Source organism: Rhizobiales bacterium NRL2 (assembly GCA_001664005.1).
GTDB lineage: Bacteria > Pseudomonadota > Alphaproteobacteria > Minwuiales > Minwuiaceae > Minwuia.
This window is the reverse complement of record CP016093.1, coordinates 3,831,027-3,845,731: the sequence shown is the minus strand read 5'-3', so window position 1 is coordinate 3,845,731 and position 14,705 is coordinate 3,831,027. Positions and strand designations below refer to the sequence as shown.

The following is a 14,705-nucleotide window of genomic DNA, read 5'->3' as shown; positions in this document are numbered from 1 at the left end:
ATTGACGTCGAACGGCAATGTGACACAGGCCACGCGGACGTGGCGAGGCGCCGCTGGCGCGGCCGTCAGCGGCGGCGCTGGGTCAGCTTGTGCAGGCTGTCGACGATCTCCACGCCGATGGGGTCGTCGCTGCCGCGTACGTCGTGCTTCAGGATCGCCCGCAGCGCCTCGACATGCGGCGCGATCACCGTCAGGTCATCCACGGACGGAGCGGAGAGATTGTCGATGAAGTGGCAGAGATTGTCGCCGACGCTGGTCAGCAGGGTATAGCCGAAGGTGCCGCCCTGGCCCTTCAGGTCATGGACGACGCCGAAGATGCGGTCATAGTGCTTGTCGAGATCGCCGGTCTGGTTCGGCGTGTCCGCCACCATCTCCTGGACCTTCATGATGTCCTTCTCGGCCCAGACGCGAAACTCCTCCGCCATCTCGTCGATGGCGTCCTGGGCCTTCTTGATCAGATCCGGGTCGACGCCGCTGCCCGAGCCCACCTTGGCGCGCAGCGTGTTGGGGACGTGGATGATCTGATGATCCTTCGTCTTCTTCTCGTCGACCTTGGTCGCAGGCTCGCTCATGGCGTACTCCTTGCCCTCGAAACCTTTGCGAGGCGATTGGCTATGCCGATCTATAGCGGCGTGGCAGTAAACAGAACGATAACGGAGCCGGCGGATGACAACATTGGTAGTATTGTACCGGTTGCTGTTGATTGCGGCGGTTGCAGCTATGGGCCCGGGCGTGGCGCGGGCCGCTGACATCGCCGAAGCGCGGTCGATGACCTACTGGCTGTCGGGGCCGGATCCGGCGCTGGTCGCGGCCAGCGGGTTCGACCTGGCGGTCGTGGACTATTCCCGCGACGGCAGCGGCGCCCGGGCGCTGTCGCCCGAGGACGTGGCCCTGATGAAGCGCAAGCCCGATGGCGGCCGGCGCATCGTGCTCGCCTATCTGTCGATCGGGGAGGCCGAGGACTACCGCTACTACTGGAAGCCGGCATGGTCGCGGAAACCGCCATCATGGCTGGAGGCGGAGAACCCCGACTGGGCCGGCAACTACAAGGTCCGGTTCTGGCATGAGGACTGGCAGCGCCTCATCTTCGGCGGACCCGGGGCCTATCTCGACCGGATCATCGACTTCGGCTTCGACGGGGTCTACCTCGATATCGTCGATGCCTACTGGTACTTCCAGGAAAAGGGCCGGAAGACCGCCGAGGCGGAGATGGTCGCCTTCGTCCGCGCTCTGGCTCGGCATGCCCGCAGTCGCGAGCCCGGTTTCCTGATCGTGCCCCAGAACGCCGAGGATCTGCTGGCCAACGAGGCCTATCGCCGGACCATCGACGCCCAGGCCAAGGAGGATCTGTTCTTCGGTCTGGACGGTCCCGACACGCCAAATGCCCGGGACTCCTTCGACTGGGCAAAGAAGCACCTGGACCTGGCGCGCGCCGCCGGCAAGCCGGTGCTGCTGGTCGAATATCCCGAAACCGCCGCCAATATCGCACGGGTCTACGAAAAGGGCCGGGCCGCCGGCTATCTGCCCTATGCGACGGTCCGGGCGCTGGACAGGATGACGGTCAATGCCGGTTTCGACCCGCCAGTGCCCGACCTGCTGTTGCGGGATTGAGAGCCGGGTTCAGCCGGCGTCCTGCTGGGCGCGGTAGGCGTCGGCCTCGGCGATCAGCCAGTCCCGGAACGCTGCCACCTTGGGCTGCTCGGCCACCCGCGGCACGTGCACCAGGTAATAGGCGAAGTCGGACGCCAGGGTGATCGAGAACGGCCGGACGAGACGGCCCGCCAGCAGGTCGGCATAGGCCAGCGCGTGGCGCGCCATCGCAACGCCCAGGCCCTCGGCGGCCGCCTGCAGCAGCATGGCCGAGTTGTCGAAGGTGGGGCCGCGCTTCGGGTCGACGCCGCTGACCCCGGCCGCCGCCAGCCATTCCGTCCAGCCCACGGGATAGTCGTCGTGCAGCAGCACGTGTCCCGCCAGATCCTGGGGACGGCGAAGGGGCTTGTCGCTGTTGAGCAGGGCCGGGCTGCAGACCGGGAAGACCGCGTCGTCGAACAGCCGGTAGACCGTCAGGCCGGGATACTGGCCCCAGCCCGAACGGATGCCGATGTCGAAGGGTTCGACATCCAGATCGACCATCCGCTCTTCGGTCGACAGCAGTACGTCGATGTCGGGGTAAAGGGTCCGGAAGTGCGACAGGCGCGGCACCAGCCATTTGGAGGCGAAGGAGGGCATGCAGGTGATGCGCAATTCCGAGCCGCCGTCGCTGGCCGACAGGCGCTGGGTCGTCGATTCCAGCAGGTCGAGCGCGTCCCGCACGCCCGGCAGCAGCATCTGCCCGGCCTCCGTCATCAGGATCTCGCGGTTGCGGCGCTTGAACAGCTTCAACCCGAACCAGTCCTCCAGTCCCTTGACCTGATGGCTGATCGCCGCCGGGGTTACGTTCAGCTCTTCCGATGCCCTCGTGAAACTTAAATGACGGGCCGCGGCCTCGAAGGCGCGAATTGCGTTAAGCGGCGGTAAACGGCGGGCCATGGCGATTCTTCCGTAATAGATTTTCTCATACATACCCTGAGAAACTGTCGTTTGTCAGTACCCCTTGACGCCCCTAGATGAGCCCTGCGCCGAAGACGTCGGCGCGAACTGACTGGAGTAGTTAAGATGGCGAAGATCATTGAAACCGCTGGACCCGCCGTCCACCACAACCCTCTGAGCTCGCTGGTTGACGGCGTGCTGCGGCGTGGCAACACTCTCTCGCTCTGGCATCAGCGCCAGTCCGAGCGCTCGCAGCTCGCCAAGCTGGACGACCGCCTGCTGGCGGACGTCGGCATCGACCGCGAGGCGGCCTGGCGCGAAAGCCGCAAGCCCTTCTGGAGGCGTTGATCCGTTGAGTGCGAACGGACGGCACGACTATCGCATCGAACTGCGCTGGACGGGCGCGGCGGCCGGTTTCCGGTCCTACGAGGATTATGACCGGACCCACCGTATCGCCGCGCCCGGAAAGCCGTCGCTGACGACGTCGTCCGATCCGGCCTTTCTGGGCGTTCCCGAGCTCTGGAACCCCGAGGACATGCTCGTCGCCGCCCTGTCGAGCTGTCACATGCTGAGCTATCTTGCCTGCTGCGCCCGCGCCCGCATCGAAGTTCTGGACTACAGCGACGACGCGCGCGGCACGATGGTCGAAGACGGCAAGAGCGGCGGCCGCTTCACCGAAGTGGTGCTCGAGCCGCGGGTGGTCATCGCCGACGCGGCCAGGCTGGAGCACGCCAGGCGCCTGCACGGCACGGCCCACCGGGTGTGTTTCATCGCCAATTCCGTCAATTTCGACGTCATTCACAATCCCGAGGTCGTGGCGCGCTGAGCCGTGCGCGGCGCTATTGCTTTTTTGTGACCCCCCGTGGTAGCGGGATTACATGCTGAGCCGACGTCGATTCCTTGTCGCATCCACGGCGATGCTGGCGATGCCGACGGCGGTTCACGCCGAAGTGCGTCTGCCGGCGCGCGACGCCGTGCGCACCCTGGCCGGCCTCCCCGGTATTGACGGCCCCGCCCTGGCGGAGGCGGATATCGAGGACCGTCCGGTGCTGGTGACGTTCTGGGCGAGCTGGTGTCCGCCCTGCCGCAACGAATTCGCTCATTTCAACCGCATCCAAGATCTCTATGCCGGCAAGGGCCTGCTGGTCGTCGGCGTGAACGTGCATGAGGACTTCGGCGGCCGATCCAGCCCGGAGCAGCGCGCGCGCTTCATCGAACAGACCGCGCCGCGCTTCCGGCTGATCGAGGGCGACGGGGAGACGCTCTCCACCTTCGGCGACGTCCGTGGCGTTCCGGCGGTCTTCCTCTTCGACCGCAATGGCGAGGTTACTTACCTGTTCGTCGCCGAGGACGGCCCGTCCCAGACCCACGTCACCTATGGCGACCTTCGCCCCGCGCTTGAGCGGCTGTTCTGACTCGACGCTTTCGACTCGCGGCCTTGCCGGTATCATGAGGCGCTGAACGGCGGAGAGGGCGGGCCATGCATCAGATCGCGATCATCGGCGCCGGCGGACACGCCCGGGAGTGCCTGGAGACGGCGCGGGCCCTGGGCCTGGAGGTCGTCTGCCTGTTCGACGATGACCGCACGCTGTGGGACACCGATGTGCTGGGCGCACCGGTCCGCTCCGGTGGCCTCGATGCCGTGTCGGACCTGGACCGCAACACGGCGCTGGTAATCGGCGTGGGCGACAACGCCCGCCGCCGCGACATCGCCGGCCGCTTCGAGGGCCGCCCCTTCGCCACGCTGGTTCATCCCTTCGCCTGGGTTTCGCCCAGCGCCGAACTGGCCGAAGGCGCCGTCGTTCATCCCGGCGCGGTGGTGCAGGCGGAGGCGCGCATCGGCCGCCACGCGATCCTCAATACGTCCGCCAGCGCCAGCCATGGCGTCGTCATCGGCGACTTCGCCCACATCGCCGTCGGCGCGCGCCTCGCCGGCAATGTCACGGTGGGGGAGGGCGCACTGGTGGGCGCCGGTGTCGCCGCCCGGCCCGGCGCGCGGATCGGCGACTGGGCGACGGTCGGCGCGGGCGCCGCGGTCATCGGCGACGTGGCGGACGGCGTCACCGCCTACGGCGGGGGCCGCGCCCGGCCGCGCTGACGGCGGGGCCGGCTACTTGTTCAGGAAGTTCAGCGCCAGGCCCGGCCGGGCCCATTCCACCGCAGCCAGCCGGCCGGTCGAGCTCAGCGTGATGAAGGCCGTTTTCAGATCCGCGCCGCCGAAGCAGATATTGGTCGTGATCTCGTCGGGCATGGGCACGTGGCTGACATGGCTGCCGTCGGGCGGCACGACGGTGATGCCGCCATTGTGGATGGTCGCCACGCAGACATTGCCGGCGCTGTCGACGGCGAGCGAATCCAGAAGCTGGTGGCCGGGCAGCCCGACCAGCAGCCGGCCCTGCGGTCCGCGCACGGGACGCCGGCCGCCGGCGATCTCGCCGGGACCGCTCAGCGTATAGGCCCAGACGCGGCCGGTGTGGGTCTCCGCCACATAGAGTTCGTCCTCGTTGGGCGACAGCCCGACCCCGTTCGGTCCGTCGGAGGGAAAGATCGCCTCCACGATCCTCGATCCGTCGGGCAGGGCGTAGTAGACCCCCGTGGTGTCCCGTTCGCGCTTGCGCATCTTGCCATGATCGGTGAACCAGAAGCCGCCGGTCTTGTCGAAGACGATGTCGTTCGGCCCCTTCAACGCCACGCCGTCGCAATGGGTGTAGAGCACCTCGACTTCGCCGGTCTCGATGTCGATGCGCTCGATCCGGCCGCCGGAATAGTCGTCCGGCTGATCCAGGGGAATGATGCGACCGTCGCGTTCGAAGATGCGGAAGCCGCCATTGTTGCACACATAGCACTTGCCGTCGGGGCCCATCGCGGCGCCGTTGGGGCCGCCGCCGGGCTCTGCGACGACGGTCGTCGAACCGTCCGGGTGGCAGCGGGTCAGCCGGCCGGCGGCGATCTCCACGACCAGCACGTCGCCGTCGGGCAGGGCGATGGGGCCTTCGGGGAACCGCAGTCCCTCGGTGACGATACGGATCTCTGACATGTCGTGCCGGCCTCCCCTCCGGTTAACGGATCGTACAATGTTACCGCCCAGTATCGGGGCGGACGCAATACCGGTACAGGTCGGCAGGATGAATGCAAACCCCCATGTTCGGCTGGGCAAACCCTCGGTCACGTTGAAGCTCTCCGCCGAGGACCATATCCGCGAGCTCTCGGGCGAAGTGGAGGCGCTGTTCGGCGCTTCGGCGGTGGAGCTCTGGCGCAAGCCGCTCGACCGGGCCTTTCCGCCGCCGGTTGCCGAAGCCATGGCGCGGGTGGCGCTGGGCATCCGCCAGGGCGGCGACGAGCCGCAGGTCTGTGGCGACGGCCATGGCGGCGAGTACATGCTGGTCGGCCGGCCCGCGGGCCGCGAGGAACCGGGCGGCGTGGTGCTTTTCGTCTACCGTCTTTCGGGCGAGGCCGAGTGGTGGGAACACGACGAGGCGGTGGCGCGTCCGGACGGACAGGCCGACCGCGACGGCTTTCTCGACGAAGCGGCGCTGACGCTGAAGGACGGCGACGGGTCCGTCACCATGTTCTCGGTTCACGGCGGGCTGGACGCGGAAGCCGACGGACGCATGAGCCGCGTCGTGGAGGATCACGCCCGGCGCAGCGGCGCGCGGCGCACCGCGCGGCTCGACAACGCCCTCTACGGCATCCTCCACGGCCGCGACGCCGACGCCGAGAAGATGCTTCACGAGATTTCCGGCGCGGCGCTGGACGCCGGCCTGGTGAAGGATCGGGACGCCTTCGCCGCCGAACAGATCGAGGCGGACGGCGCCGATCTCCCCGCCGACGCCGTGCGTGCGACCCTCAGCCATGGCGCGCGCGGTCTTCGCGGCCGACTTGCCTCGGGCTTCCGGCGCTTCGGGCTCGGCCGCCGGTACGACGAGGCCCGCTCGGAGACGGCGGCGCTGGCGGATGCCGTGCGCCAGGCGATCAAGGCCGGAACGATGGCGGTCGAGACCCGGCCGATTCTCAGCCTCAAAAGACAGGCGGTGGCGATCCGCCAGGTCCGGGCGCATCCGCTGGTCGATGGCCGTCCGGTCGACAGCGACGTTTTGCTCACGCTCGGCGGCGACAATGCCCTCGCAAGGGAGCTGGAACTGGCCGTGATCGGACAGGCGCTGGCGCAGCATCGCGACTGGAAGCTGTGGCGCGGCGTTTCATTGAGAGTGATGGCGTCGGTTCGCGCCGAAGCGCTGCGCGAGCCGGACATGCAGAAGGCGATCGGCAGGCTGATCGGCCGCGCGGAGGTCTCGCCGGGACGCCTGATCCTGCGTCCGGAGGCGCCGCTCGGCGGTACGCTCGCCGGGAAGGGCGATGTCTTCCTGGACAGTCCCTCGGCCCATGAATGGCGGATAGCGGTGCCCGATTTCTACGCCTTCCTGAAGGGCGAGGTCGCCCTCGACAGCGCCGGCCTCGCGCCATCGGAGCCCTCGGCCTATATCGAGGTCGCCGCCGACCGGCTGAAGGGACTGATCGGACAGAAGGACGGGCGCTTCCTGGTGCGTACCCTGCTGAAGACCTGGCGCGATCAGGGGACGGAGATCATCGCCACCTCGGTCGATCATCACGACCAGTTCGCCATGCTGGAGGATCTGGAGGTCCGTTACGCCAAGGGCGCCCGCGTTGGCGACTGGACGTCAAATTGACTTGAAGTCGCCGCCGGACCGTGGTCAACGGTCGGACATGAGCGACGACACGCCAGCCATCCCTTCGCCCTGCATCTCGGTCTGCAAGCTGAACCCCGGACGCGACTACTGTCTCGGCTGCTACCGCAGCCGCGCGGAGATCGCCGAATGGCGCAAGGTCGACGATGACCGCCGCCGCGAAATCCTGGAAAGCGCCGGCGCGCGCCGGGTCGAGATCGTCAGCCGCTCGATTTCCGCGCCGCGTCGATGAACTGACGGAACTGCTCGGGGCTGATGGCCCCGGGCACCACCTCCGTCCCGATGACGAAGCCGGGCGTGCCGCGGATGCCCAGCATCTGCGCGAGTTCGTAGTTGGCGGAAATCTCGGCCTCGGTCGCGGAACTGAACATCTGCCGCTTGAGCTCTGCCGTATCGAGGCCCAGATCGCCGGCGATCGACATGATCTTCGTCTCGGTCAGCCCGCCGCGGGTCTGCATCAGGGCCATGTGCATGTCGCGGTAGCGGCCCTGGGCCGCCGCGGCGATGCCGGCACGGGCCGCCAGCACCGAATCGTCGCCCAGCACCGGGAACTCCTTGAACACCAGGCGGACATTGCCGTCGCGCTCGACCTCGTCGAACAGCGTCGGCATCACCCGCTTGCAGTAGCCGCAGCGGTAGTCGAAGAACTCCACGATGGTGACGTCGCCCTCCGGGTTGCCGGCGACGAAGCGCCCCGTCGGATCGTCCAGCCGGTCGGCGTGGGCGATGATCATGCGGCGCGTCCGCTCGGCCTGCGCCATCTCCTCGCGTTCCTGCATCTTCTGCAGGGCTTCCACGATCACCTGCGGATGTTCGATCAGGTATTCGCGGACGATGGTTTCGATCTCGGCCCGGCTCAGGCCGGCGGCAGGATCGGAATCCGCCGCCTCTGACGTGAAGGGCAGGACGAGGCACAGCGCGAGCGCGGCGCAGAGGGATCGCAACATGTAAGGCTCCTTGAATGCAGCACCCTGCATGCCCGAGCGCCGGGGCCCGGACAAGCCACATGGGCGTGAAACCGGTTGTCGGGGGCCGCGCGCTACCCGTTGAGCGCCCGGATCGCGCTGTCGAGGTCCTGGGCGCGGAAATGCTCGGGCGTGCCGGGTTTCAACGTCCTGAGCGCCCGGTCGATCTGCTCGCGCGCGTATTTCGGCTGACCGGAGTGATAATATTGCTCGGCGCTGGCGAGCATCGACTTGCCGATGTCGCCCTGGCGGCCATAGGCCACGGCGAGCTGCTGCCAGGCGCCCGGAAACTCCGGGTCCTCGCGCACCAGCCCCTCGAGCATCTCCACCGCTTCCGCGTCGGTCGTCTCGAGCTTGCGGGCAAGCAGGGCCTGGCCCAGCATGACCTTGATCGCGCCGTGACCGGTCGCCTCGGCGGCGCGGCGCAGCGGCGGCAGGCTCTCCTCCACGCGGCCGCCTTCCAGCAGGATCTGCCCCTTCAGTTCGTGGAAATAGGGGTTGTCCGGCTTTGCCTCCAGCAGTGGCTGCAGTTCCGCCAGCGCCTCGTCGGTGCGAGCCTGGCGCATCAGCGCCACTGTCCGGGCGTAGCGCGCCGGGTCGGAATTGTCGGAAACCGGGAACTCCCGGAAGGTCTCGGCCGGCGGTTTGGTGAAGCCGAACAGCTTCGCCTTGATCATCTCGTGGGCGTGGACCAGCTCCGGCGGATAGGGCTTGTCGACGACCGGTGAGTTCCGGACCATGTGCTCGACGGCCTGGATGCGCTCGTAGCCCAGCGGATGGCTGCGCATGTAGGGGTTGCCCCGCAGACCCATCATCAGCTCTTCCTGGTCGAGAACCTCCATGAAGGTCATCAGTCCGCGCGGCGACCAGCCGGCTCGCTCCATCAGGTCGATCGCGGCCTGGTCGGCCGCCGATTCCTGGGTGCGCGAATAGCTGAGGAACATCTGCTGGCCTGCGCCCTGACCGCCCAGTATGCCGGCCCCGGCGGCGTTGCCGTCGCCGGAGGCTGCGGCCGCGATGCCGCCCAGCAGCGTTGCCAGGATGGCGATGGTCTGCGAATTGGCGATGGCGTCGCGGGTGCGCGACAGGTGTCCGCCGCGGATATGGCCGGTCTCGTGCGCCATCACGCCGATGAGCTCGCCGGGACTGCGCGTGCGCAGGATCAGGCCGGTGAAGACGAAGATGCGCTGTCCGCCGGCGACGAAGGCGTTGATGCTGTCGTCGTGCACCAGATAGACCTTGACCGCCCCGGCCTGGAGATTCGCGGCCTGGAACAGCGGCTTGGCGTAGATCGAGAGGATATGCTCTATTTCCGCGTCGCGCACGAGGGCGAGGCCGCGGTCCTGCGCGGCGGCGGGACCGGAGATGAGGGTGACCATGCAGATCAGGGCGGCCGCGATGATGCGGCGTGGATATCGCACGCCTTTTTGCTCCCACGAATTGGCCGGCGCGCCGCCCGCGGGGCGGGACGGCGGCGTCTCGTTCACCTTATGTAAGTGGAATTGGGCATGAAAGTGTCAAAGCGCGGCGCGGTGCCGCCCTTCTACGTGATGGAGGTCATGAAGGCCGCGGCCCGGCGCGAGGCCGAGGGCAAGGACGTGCTGCACCTGGAGGTGGGGCAGCCCTCGACGCAGGCGCCGAAGGGCGTGATCGAAGCGGCGACGACCGCGCTCCGGAAGGAGCGGCTGGGCTATACGGACGCGCTCGGCATGCCGGAGCTGCGCACCCGGATCGCGCGCCACTACCGCGACTATTACGGCGTCCGGGTGCCGGCGGAGCGGATCGCGGTGACCACCGGCTCGTCGGGCGCCTTCCTGCTCTCCTTCCTCGCCTGCATGGACGCCGGCGACCGGCTGGCGCTGGCCGAACCCGGCTATCCCGCCTACCGCAATATCCTGACCTCGCTGGACGTCGAGGCCGTCGGCGTGCCCGTGGGGCCGGAGACGCGCTTTCAGCCGACGCCGGAGATACTGGACGGGGTGCCGGGCCGGCTCGACGCGCTGCTGGTGGCGACGCCGGCCAATCCGACCGGCACGATGCTGGGCGCCGACGATCTGCGCGCCCTGATCGCCTGGTGCGACGGGCGGGAGACGCGGCTGATCGTCGACGAGATCTATCACGGCATCACCTATCACGGCCGGGCGGTGACCGCGGCGGCGCTCTCCGACCGGGTCATCGTCATCAACTCGTTCTCGAAATACTTCTCCATGACCGGCTGGCGGCTGGGCTGGATGGTGGTGCCCGAGGACCTGCACCGCTCCGTCGAGTGCCTGGCGCAGAACCACTTCATCTCGCCGCCGGCGCACTCCCAGAGGGCCGCGATCGCCGCCTTCGATTGCGCCGAAGAACTGGAGGCGAACGTCGCGCGCTACCGCGCCAACCGGGAGGTGCTGCTGCGGGAACTGCCCAGGGCCGGATTCGACCGCCTGGCGCCGGCGGACGGCGCCTTCTACATCTACGCCGACGTGGCCGGGCTCACCAACGACTCGGCGGAGTTCTGCAAGCGGATGCTGGCCGAGACCGGCGTCGCCGCGACGCCCGGCATCGACTTCGACCCGCCGCGCGGCCACCGCTATGTCCGCTTCTCCTTCGCCGGTTCGACGGAGGAGATGGAGGAAGCGGCCGCGCGCCTGAAGACGTGGCTGGGGTGAGGCCAACGCGTTCACGAGTGCGGCGTCCTGGGGCTTGACCCCAGGACCCAGATTTTTGGTTGGCTGGGCCCTTGGATCAAGTCCAAGGGCGCCGGCCCTGGAGGTCTCTCAGTACGCCACCGGCGTCGTGTCCCAGCCCTCGCCGTGGCGGCGCCAGTATTCTTCCTTCAGCTTCAGCGAGATCGGACCGGGGCGGTCATTGCCCATGATGCGGCCGTCGACGCGGCTGCAGGGCATTACCCCGCCGGCCGTGGTCGAGGTGAAGACCTCGTCGGCCTCGCGCAGCTCGTCCGCCGTGAGCGCCCGGATCTCGGCGGGGATGCCGAGCTCGGCGCAGAGATCGAGGACCGAGCGCCGCGTGATCCCTTCCAGCGCGCCGCGGTCCGGGCTGATCACCACGCCATCGATCACGGCGAAGACGTTGAAGCCCGGCCCCTCGGTGACGTGGCCTTCCCTGTCGAGCAGCACGGCGGTGTCGGCGCCCGCGTCCTCGGCTTCGAACAGCGCCCGGATCATGTCGCCCCAGTGGTAGTTCTTGATCGTCGGATCGACCGAGGCCGAGGGGATGCGCGGCGTCCGGGCGATGATCAGGTGCGCGCCGCGCTCCTGCACCTCCGGCGAGATCACGTCGACCCATGGAACGGCGTAGGCGATGAAGCGGTTCTCGATCAGGCTCGGCTTGCGCGGCGTCCCCGGCGCCGGCACGCCGCGGGTGGTGACCATGGCGACATAGGCGTTGCGCAGCCCCGCCTTGCGCACGCACTCGCTGAGGATTTCCGCGATCTCCTCGCGGCCGTAGGGTATCGACATGCGCAGCCCCTTCATCGAGGCCCGGAAACGGTCGAGGTGATGGCCCAGGCGGAAGAACGCGCCGTCCTTCACGTGAACGACGTCATAGGTGACGTCGGACTTGTTGAAGCCCCAGTCGAGCACGCTCACCGTGACCTCGTGGATCGGCTTGTAGACCCCGTCCTGGAAGCCGCAGCCCGACGCGTAGGGATTGTCCGCGTCCGTCTCCCGCATCGGCCGGTTCTCGTTCATCGCTGCCTCCTGTTCGACCATGGCGCCCTTGGACTTGATCCAAGGGCCCAGCGAACCAAAAAAACTGGGTCCTGGGGTAAAGCCCAGGACGCCGCATTCTCTTTGCCCCGCCACTACTCCGGCAGTATCCGCCGCGCCTGCAGGTCGCGGAACCACTCGATCATGGCGTCCTCGCTGTCCATGCAGTCGTGAAAGCCGGCCTGCTGCAGTTTGATCGTCGACAGCACCGTCGCCGAGGGCTTCTTGCCGAAGCCCAGCACGAAGTCCGCGAACAGCCACGACGGGCCAACGGTCTCGGCAAGGCCGAGCGGTTTCAGCCCGTGCGTCTCGACGATCCGGCGCCAGATATCTTCCTTCGCCGGCATGGCCTCGGCCAGCGGGAAGGGGCGCGGCGGGGCCAGCTCGACGCCGAAATGCCGCGCGATGGCCGGGTAGAGATGCTGCCAGATGACGATATCGCCATTGGCGATGTTGAAGTGCTGGTTCGCCGCCGCAGGGTTGTCGGCGGCCCATTCGAAGCCGCGCGCGATCAGCCGGGAATCCGACATCTGCTGGATGAAGGGCGGCCCGCCGGAGAATTCCATCGGCCGGCCTTCCTCCCGGCAGATGGCCGCGTAGGCGCCCATGGCGAACAGCATGTTGATCGGGCTGCCGGGCGAGAAGCCGGTGACCAGATGCGGCCGCCATATCGTCCAGGTCCAGCCGTGGCCGGCCTGTTGGCGTTCCTTCAGATAGTCTTCCTGCAGCCAGTAGAAGTTGTCGTGGGGGTCGCGCGGCCAGCGTTCCTTCGCCGGGCTTTCCAGATGGTGGACGTGCACGCCATAGGCCTTCGCCCCCTGCATCAGGGAGACGTGCCGCAGGCCCTTCGCTTCGCGCTCCAGCGGTCCGAGCAGGTTGCGAAGCATCCGGTCGTTGACCGCCATCTGCTCCGGATCGCGCCAGCCGGCGATCACGTCCTCCTTCTCGTAGAGCGCTGCATAGACCAGGTGCGTGACGTCGCCGAAGCGCTCCGCGGCCGCCTTCTCGCAGGCTTCCGCGTCCATCAGGTCGAGGGAGAGGTGTTGGGCCGAATGTTCGTAGTCCGGCGCGCGCCGCGACAGCGCCACCACCTCCCAGTCCGGCAGGGCCGAGAAGTGGCGCACCGCCGCGCCGCCGACGATGCCGCTCGCTCCGGCGATGAGGACCTTGCCGCCCATTGCCGCCGTCCTCAGAGGTCCTCGGGCGGGTTCGGTCCGTCATAGACGGTGCCGGCGTCGCCCAGATGCGCCAGCCGGAAGCCGATGGGCCGCTCCAGTTCCTCGACGCAATGGCCGATCAGCCCGGCCGTGCGGCAGAGGATGGAAATGCCCTTCAGCGCCGCCTCGGGGAAGTCGAGGTCCAGCAGGATCGCCGGCAGGGGACCGTTGACGTTCATGACCATCTCGCGGCCGTAGATCTCGTCGGCGACGCCGGCCACGGCCTTCAGGAACGCGACGTGATCGCCCGCCGCGCCCTTCTCGTCGGCCAGCGCCAGCAGCTTGACCGCGCGCGGGTCGACCGGCCGGTGCAGCGGGTGGCCGAAGCCGGGCAGGAACTTCTTCTGATCGCGCAGGCCCTGAACCATGGCGCGGGCGACCTCGTCATTGGTCTCCCCCGCGCGGACCCGGGCGACTCCCCGAGAGAGGAACCGCCCGCAGCTCTCCGCCGAGCCCAGTATCACCGAGCCGCAGCCCAGGATGCCGGCGGCGACCGCGCCCTGCATGGCGTCGGGACCGGCCTGCAGGGTCATGCGCGCGGCCTGGGCGCTGGGGGTCAGGCCGTGCTCGGCCAGCGCCACCAGCATGGCGTCGAGGAAGAAGACCTGATTCTCGTTCGGCATCTCGCCGGTCAGGTGCAGGAAGAAGAAGGTGGTGAAGTCCACCTTGCCGATCAGGTCGTCGCAGAGATCCTGGCCGCGGATGCGGATCTTCGTCCGGCTCGCCTTGGCGATGGCGGTGGCGCCGGCGCCCTTGGCGCCCATCATTTGCCGGCGGTCTGCCAGCCCGCCGAGAAGCCCGCCGACATGCCGCCGTCGACGATCAGGTGATGGCCGTTGACCCAGCCCATTTCGCCCTCGGCGAGGACCACCAGCGCTTCGGCGATGTCCTGCGGCTGGGCGGCGCGGCCGGCCATGCCGATCATGGTCTTCATGGTCTCGGCGCCGGCGAACTCGGTGAAGGCGGGCAGCAGCGGCGTGTCCACCGGGCCGGGCCCGACGTCGTTGACGCGGATGCCGCGCGTCAGACCGCGGCCGGCCAGCGCCATGGTGTAGACCACGACCGCTTCCTTGGAAAAGGTATAGGGGTCGGTGCCGACCGCGTCCTTGTTCTTGCGCCACCAGTCCATGCCGGTTTCGAAGCCCTCGGTCGCCAGCAACTCGCTCAGCGGGCCGCGGCGCTTGCGCCAGTTGTTGCCGGCGATGGAGGAGACGCTGACCACGGTGCCCTGGTCGGCGATGCGGTCGAACAGCGCGTCGGTCAGCATGCGCAGGCCGAAGAAGTTGATCGCCATGCAGGTGTCGCCGCCGACGGACTCGGGCACGCCCGCCACGTTCAGCAGCGACGAATAGGTGCCGTCGAGCTTCTTCACCAGCGCATCAATCGCCGCGGGGTCGCCCATGTCGCAGTGATGGTGCTCGGCGACCTTCTGCTTCGGCTCCTTGATGTCGACGGAAATGACCTTGCAGCCGCGGTCCAGCAGCCGCTTCGCCGTGGCGTCGCCGATGCCCGAAGCCGAGCCCGTCAGGATGACCGGATGTTCCAGCGCCATGTGTCGTTCCTCCCCAGGTGATTGGC

Annotated in this window: 17 protein-coding genes; 8 read left to right on the top strand and 9 right to left on the bottom strand. The window is 68.2% G+C overall.

Annotated features, from left to right (window positions below; all coding sequences use genetic code 11):
- Positions 1-65: 65 nt before the first annotated feature.
- Positions 66-572 carry a hypothetical protein gene (locus TEF_17975; GenBank protein ID ANK82466.1) on the bottom strand — a complete coding sequence of 169 codons (507 nt, stop codon included), beginning with the start codon at positions 570-572 and terminating at the stop codon, positions 66-68.
- Positions 573-720: 148 nt separating this feature from the next.
- On the opposite strand from TEF_17975, the gene TEF_17970 reads away from it, so the two are divergent.
- The gene (locus tag TEF_17970) at positions 721-1,611 is read left to right on the top strand and encodes a hypothetical protein (protein ID ANK82465.1); all 891 of its coding nucleotides are present in this window, start codon (positions 721-723) and stop codon (positions 1,609-1,611) included.
- A 9-nt stretch (positions 1,612-1,620) separates the two neighbouring features.
- Here the strand turns inward: TEF_17970 and TEF_17965 are convergent, their stop codons facing one another.
- Positions 1,621-2,529 carry a transcriptional regulator gene (locus tag TEF_17965; GenBank protein ANK83587.1) on the bottom strand — a complete coding sequence of 303 codons (909 nt, stop codon included), beginning with the start codon at positions 2,527-2,529 and terminating at the stop codon, positions 1,621-1,623.
- Between the two features lie 126 nt (positions 2,530-2,655).
- Here TEF_17965 and TEF_17960 point away from each other — a divergent pair, with 126 nt between their 5' ends.
- From TEF_17960 to TEF_17945, 4 genes are all read left to right on the top strand, one after another.
- Positions 2,656-2,877, top strand: a complete 222-nt coding sequence (locus TEF_17960) for a hypothetical protein (GenBank protein ID ANK82464.1) — start codon at positions 2,656-2,658, stop codon at positions 2,875-2,877.
- Positions 2,878-2,881: 4 nt separating this feature from the next.
- Positions 2,882-3,355, top strand: a complete 474-nt coding sequence (locus tag TEF_17955) for a peroxiredoxin (protein ID ANK82463.1) — start codon at positions 2,882-2,884, stop codon at positions 3,353-3,355.
- Positions 3,356-3,446: 91 nt separating this feature from the next.
- Positions 3,447-3,944, top strand: coding sequence for a hypothetical protein (locus tag TEF_17950; protein ID ANK82462.1), 498 nt, complete (start codon positions 3,447-3,449; stop codon positions 3,942-3,944).
- Between the two features lie 65 nt (positions 3,945-4,009).
- Positions 4,010-4,627 carry a hypothetical protein gene (locus TEF_17945; protein ID ANK82461.1) on the top strand — a complete coding sequence of 206 codons (618 nt, stop codon included), beginning with the start codon at positions 4,010-4,012 and terminating at the stop codon, positions 4,625-4,627.
- Between the two features lie 12 nt (positions 4,628-4,639).
- Here TEF_17945 and TEF_17940 read toward each other — a convergent pair whose 3' ends face one another.
- Positions 4,640-5,566 carry a gluconolaconase gene (locus tag TEF_17940; protein ID ANK82460.1) on the bottom strand — a complete coding sequence of 309 codons (927 nt, stop codon included), beginning with the start codon at positions 5,564-5,566 and terminating at the stop codon, positions 4,640-4,642.
- A 133-nt stretch (positions 5,567-5,699) separates the two neighbouring features.
- On the opposite strand from TEF_17940, the gene TEF_17935 reads away from it, so the two are divergent.
- Complete coding sequence (locus TEF_17935) at positions 5,700-7,217, top strand: hypothetical protein (GenBank protein ANK82459.1); 1,518 nt, start codon at positions 5,700-5,702, stop codon at positions 7,215-7,217.
- 37 nt (positions 7,218-7,254) lie between these two features.
- Positions 7,255-7,467, top strand: coding sequence for a hypothetical protein (locus TEF_17930; GenBank protein ID ANK83586.1), 213 nt, complete (start codon positions 7,255-7,257; stop codon positions 7,465-7,467).
- On the opposite strand, the gene TEF_17925 is transcribed toward TEF_17930, so the two are convergent.
- Together TEF_17925 and TEF_17920 are read right to left on the bottom strand one after the other, a co-directional pair.
- The gene (locus TEF_17925) at positions 7,436-8,212 is read right to left on the bottom strand and encodes a hypothetical protein (GenBank protein ANK82458.1); all 777 of its coding nucleotides are present in this window, start codon (positions 8,210-8,212) and stop codon (positions 7,436-7,438) included. The two genes, TEF_17930 and TEF_17925, sit on opposite strands and share 32 nt — an antisense overlap.
- Before the next feature lie 62 nt (positions 8,213-8,274).
- The gene (locus TEF_17920) at positions 8,275-9,579 is read right to left on the bottom strand and encodes a hypothetical protein (protein ANK83585.1); all 1,305 of its coding nucleotides are present in this window, start codon (positions 9,577-9,579) and stop codon (positions 8,275-8,277) included.
- 129 nt (positions 9,580-9,708) lie between these two features.
- Here TEF_17920 and TEF_17915 point away from each other — a divergent pair, with 129 nt between their 5' ends.
- Positions 9,709-10,851, top strand: coding sequence for a 1-aminocyclopropane-1-carboxylate deaminase (locus TEF_17915; GenBank protein ID ANK82457.1), 1,143 nt, complete (start codon positions 9,709-9,711; stop codon positions 10,849-10,851).
- Positions 10,852-10,959: 108 nt separating this feature from the next.
- Here the strand turns inward: TEF_17915 and TEF_17910 are convergent, their stop codons facing one another.
- The 4 genes from TEF_17910 to TEF_17895 all read right to left on the bottom strand — a co-directional run bounded on the left by TEF_17910 (position 10,960) and on the right by TEF_17895 (position 14,679).
- Positions 10,960-11,874, bottom strand: a complete 915-nt coding sequence (locus TEF_17910; GenBank protein ID ANK83584.1) for a branched-chain amino acid--2-keto-4-methylthiobutyrate aminotransferase — start codon at positions 11,872-11,874, stop codon at positions 10,960-10,962.
- A gap of 131 nt (positions 11,875-12,005) precedes the next feature.
- A complete protein-coding gene (locus TEF_17905; protein ANK82456.1) occupies positions 12,006-13,088 on the bottom strand; it encodes a hypothetical protein in 1,083 nt (360 codons plus the stop codon).
- An 11-nt stretch (positions 13,089-13,099) separates the two neighbouring features.
- Positions 13,100-13,894 carry a citryl-CoA lyase gene (locus TEF_17900; GenBank protein ID ANK82455.1) on the bottom strand — a complete coding sequence of 265 codons (795 nt, stop codon included), beginning with the start codon at positions 13,892-13,894 and terminating at the stop codon, positions 13,100-13,102.
- Positions 13,891-14,679 carry a hypothetical protein gene (locus tag TEF_17895; GenBank protein ANK82454.1) on the bottom strand — a complete coding sequence of 263 codons (789 nt, stop codon included), beginning with the start codon at positions 14,677-14,679 and terminating at the stop codon, positions 13,891-13,893. The genes TEF_17900 and TEF_17895 overlap by 4 nt, the downstream gene beginning before the upstream one ends.
- Positions 14,680-14,705: the final 26 nt, after the last annotated feature.

What these genes read in the sequence shown, in the direction of transcription:
- TEF_17920 (ANK83585.1), bottom strand. Translation starts at nt 9,579, where the DNA reads ATGGTCACCCTCATCTCCGGTCCCGCCGCCGCGCAGGACCGCGGCCTC.
- TEF_17895 (ANK82454.1), bottom strand. Translation starts at nt 14,679, where the DNA reads ATGGCGCTGGAACATCCGGTCATCCTGACGGGCTCGGCTTCGGGCATC.
- TEF_17965 (ANK83587.1), bottom strand. Translation starts at nt 2,529, where the DNA reads ATGGCCCGCCGTTTACCGCCGCTTAACGCAATTCGCGCCTTCGAGGCC.
- TEF_17950 (ANK82462.1), top strand. Translation starts at nt 3,447, where the DNA reads ATGCTGGCGATGCCGACGGCGGTTCACGCCGAAGTGCGTCTGCCGGCG.
- TEF_17960 (ANK82464.1), top strand. Translation starts at nt 2,656, where the DNA reads ATGGCGAAGATCATTGAAACCGCTGGACCCGCCGTCCACCACAACCCT.
- TEF_17910 (ANK83584.1), bottom strand. Translation starts at nt 11,874, where the DNA reads ATGCGGGAGACGGACGCGGACAATCCCTACGCGTCGGGCTGCGGCTTC.
- TEF_17940 (ANK82460.1), bottom strand. Translation starts at nt 5,566, where the DNA reads ATGTCAGAGATCCGTATCGTCACCGAGGGACTGCGGTTCCCCGAAGGC.
- TEF_17945 (ANK82461.1), top strand. Translation starts at nt 4,010, where the DNA reads ATGCATCAGATCGCGATCATCGGCGCCGGCGGACACGCCCGGGAGTGC.
- TEF_17925 (ANK82458.1), bottom strand. Translation starts at nt 8,212, where the DNA reads ATGCAGGGTGCTGCATTCAAGGAGCCTTACATGTTGCGATCCCTCTGC.
- TEF_17930 (ANK83586.1), top strand. Translation starts at nt 7,255, where the DNA reads ATGAGCGACGACACGCCAGCCATCCCTTCGCCCTGCATCTCGGTCTGC.
- TEF_17915 (ANK82457.1), top strand. Translation starts at nt 9,709, where the DNA reads ATGAAAGTGTCAAAGCGCGGCGCGGTGCCGCCCTTCTACGTGATGGAG.
- TEF_17900 (ANK82455.1), bottom strand. Translation starts at nt 13,894, where the DNA reads ATGATGGGCGCCAAGGGCGCCGGCGCCACCGCCATCGCCAAGGCGAGC.
- TEF_17975 (ANK82466.1), bottom strand. Translation starts at nt 572, where the DNA reads ATGAGCGAGCCTGCGACCAAGGTCGACGAGAAGAAGACGAAGGATCAT.
- TEF_17970 (ANK82465.1), top strand. Translation starts at nt 721, where the DNA reads ATGGGCCCGGGCGTGGCGCGGGCCGCTGACATCGCCGAAGCGCGGTCG.
- TEF_17905 (ANK82456.1), bottom strand. Translation starts at nt 13,088, where the DNA reads ATGGGCGGCAAGGTCCTCATCGCCGGAGCGAGCGGCATCGTCGGCGGC.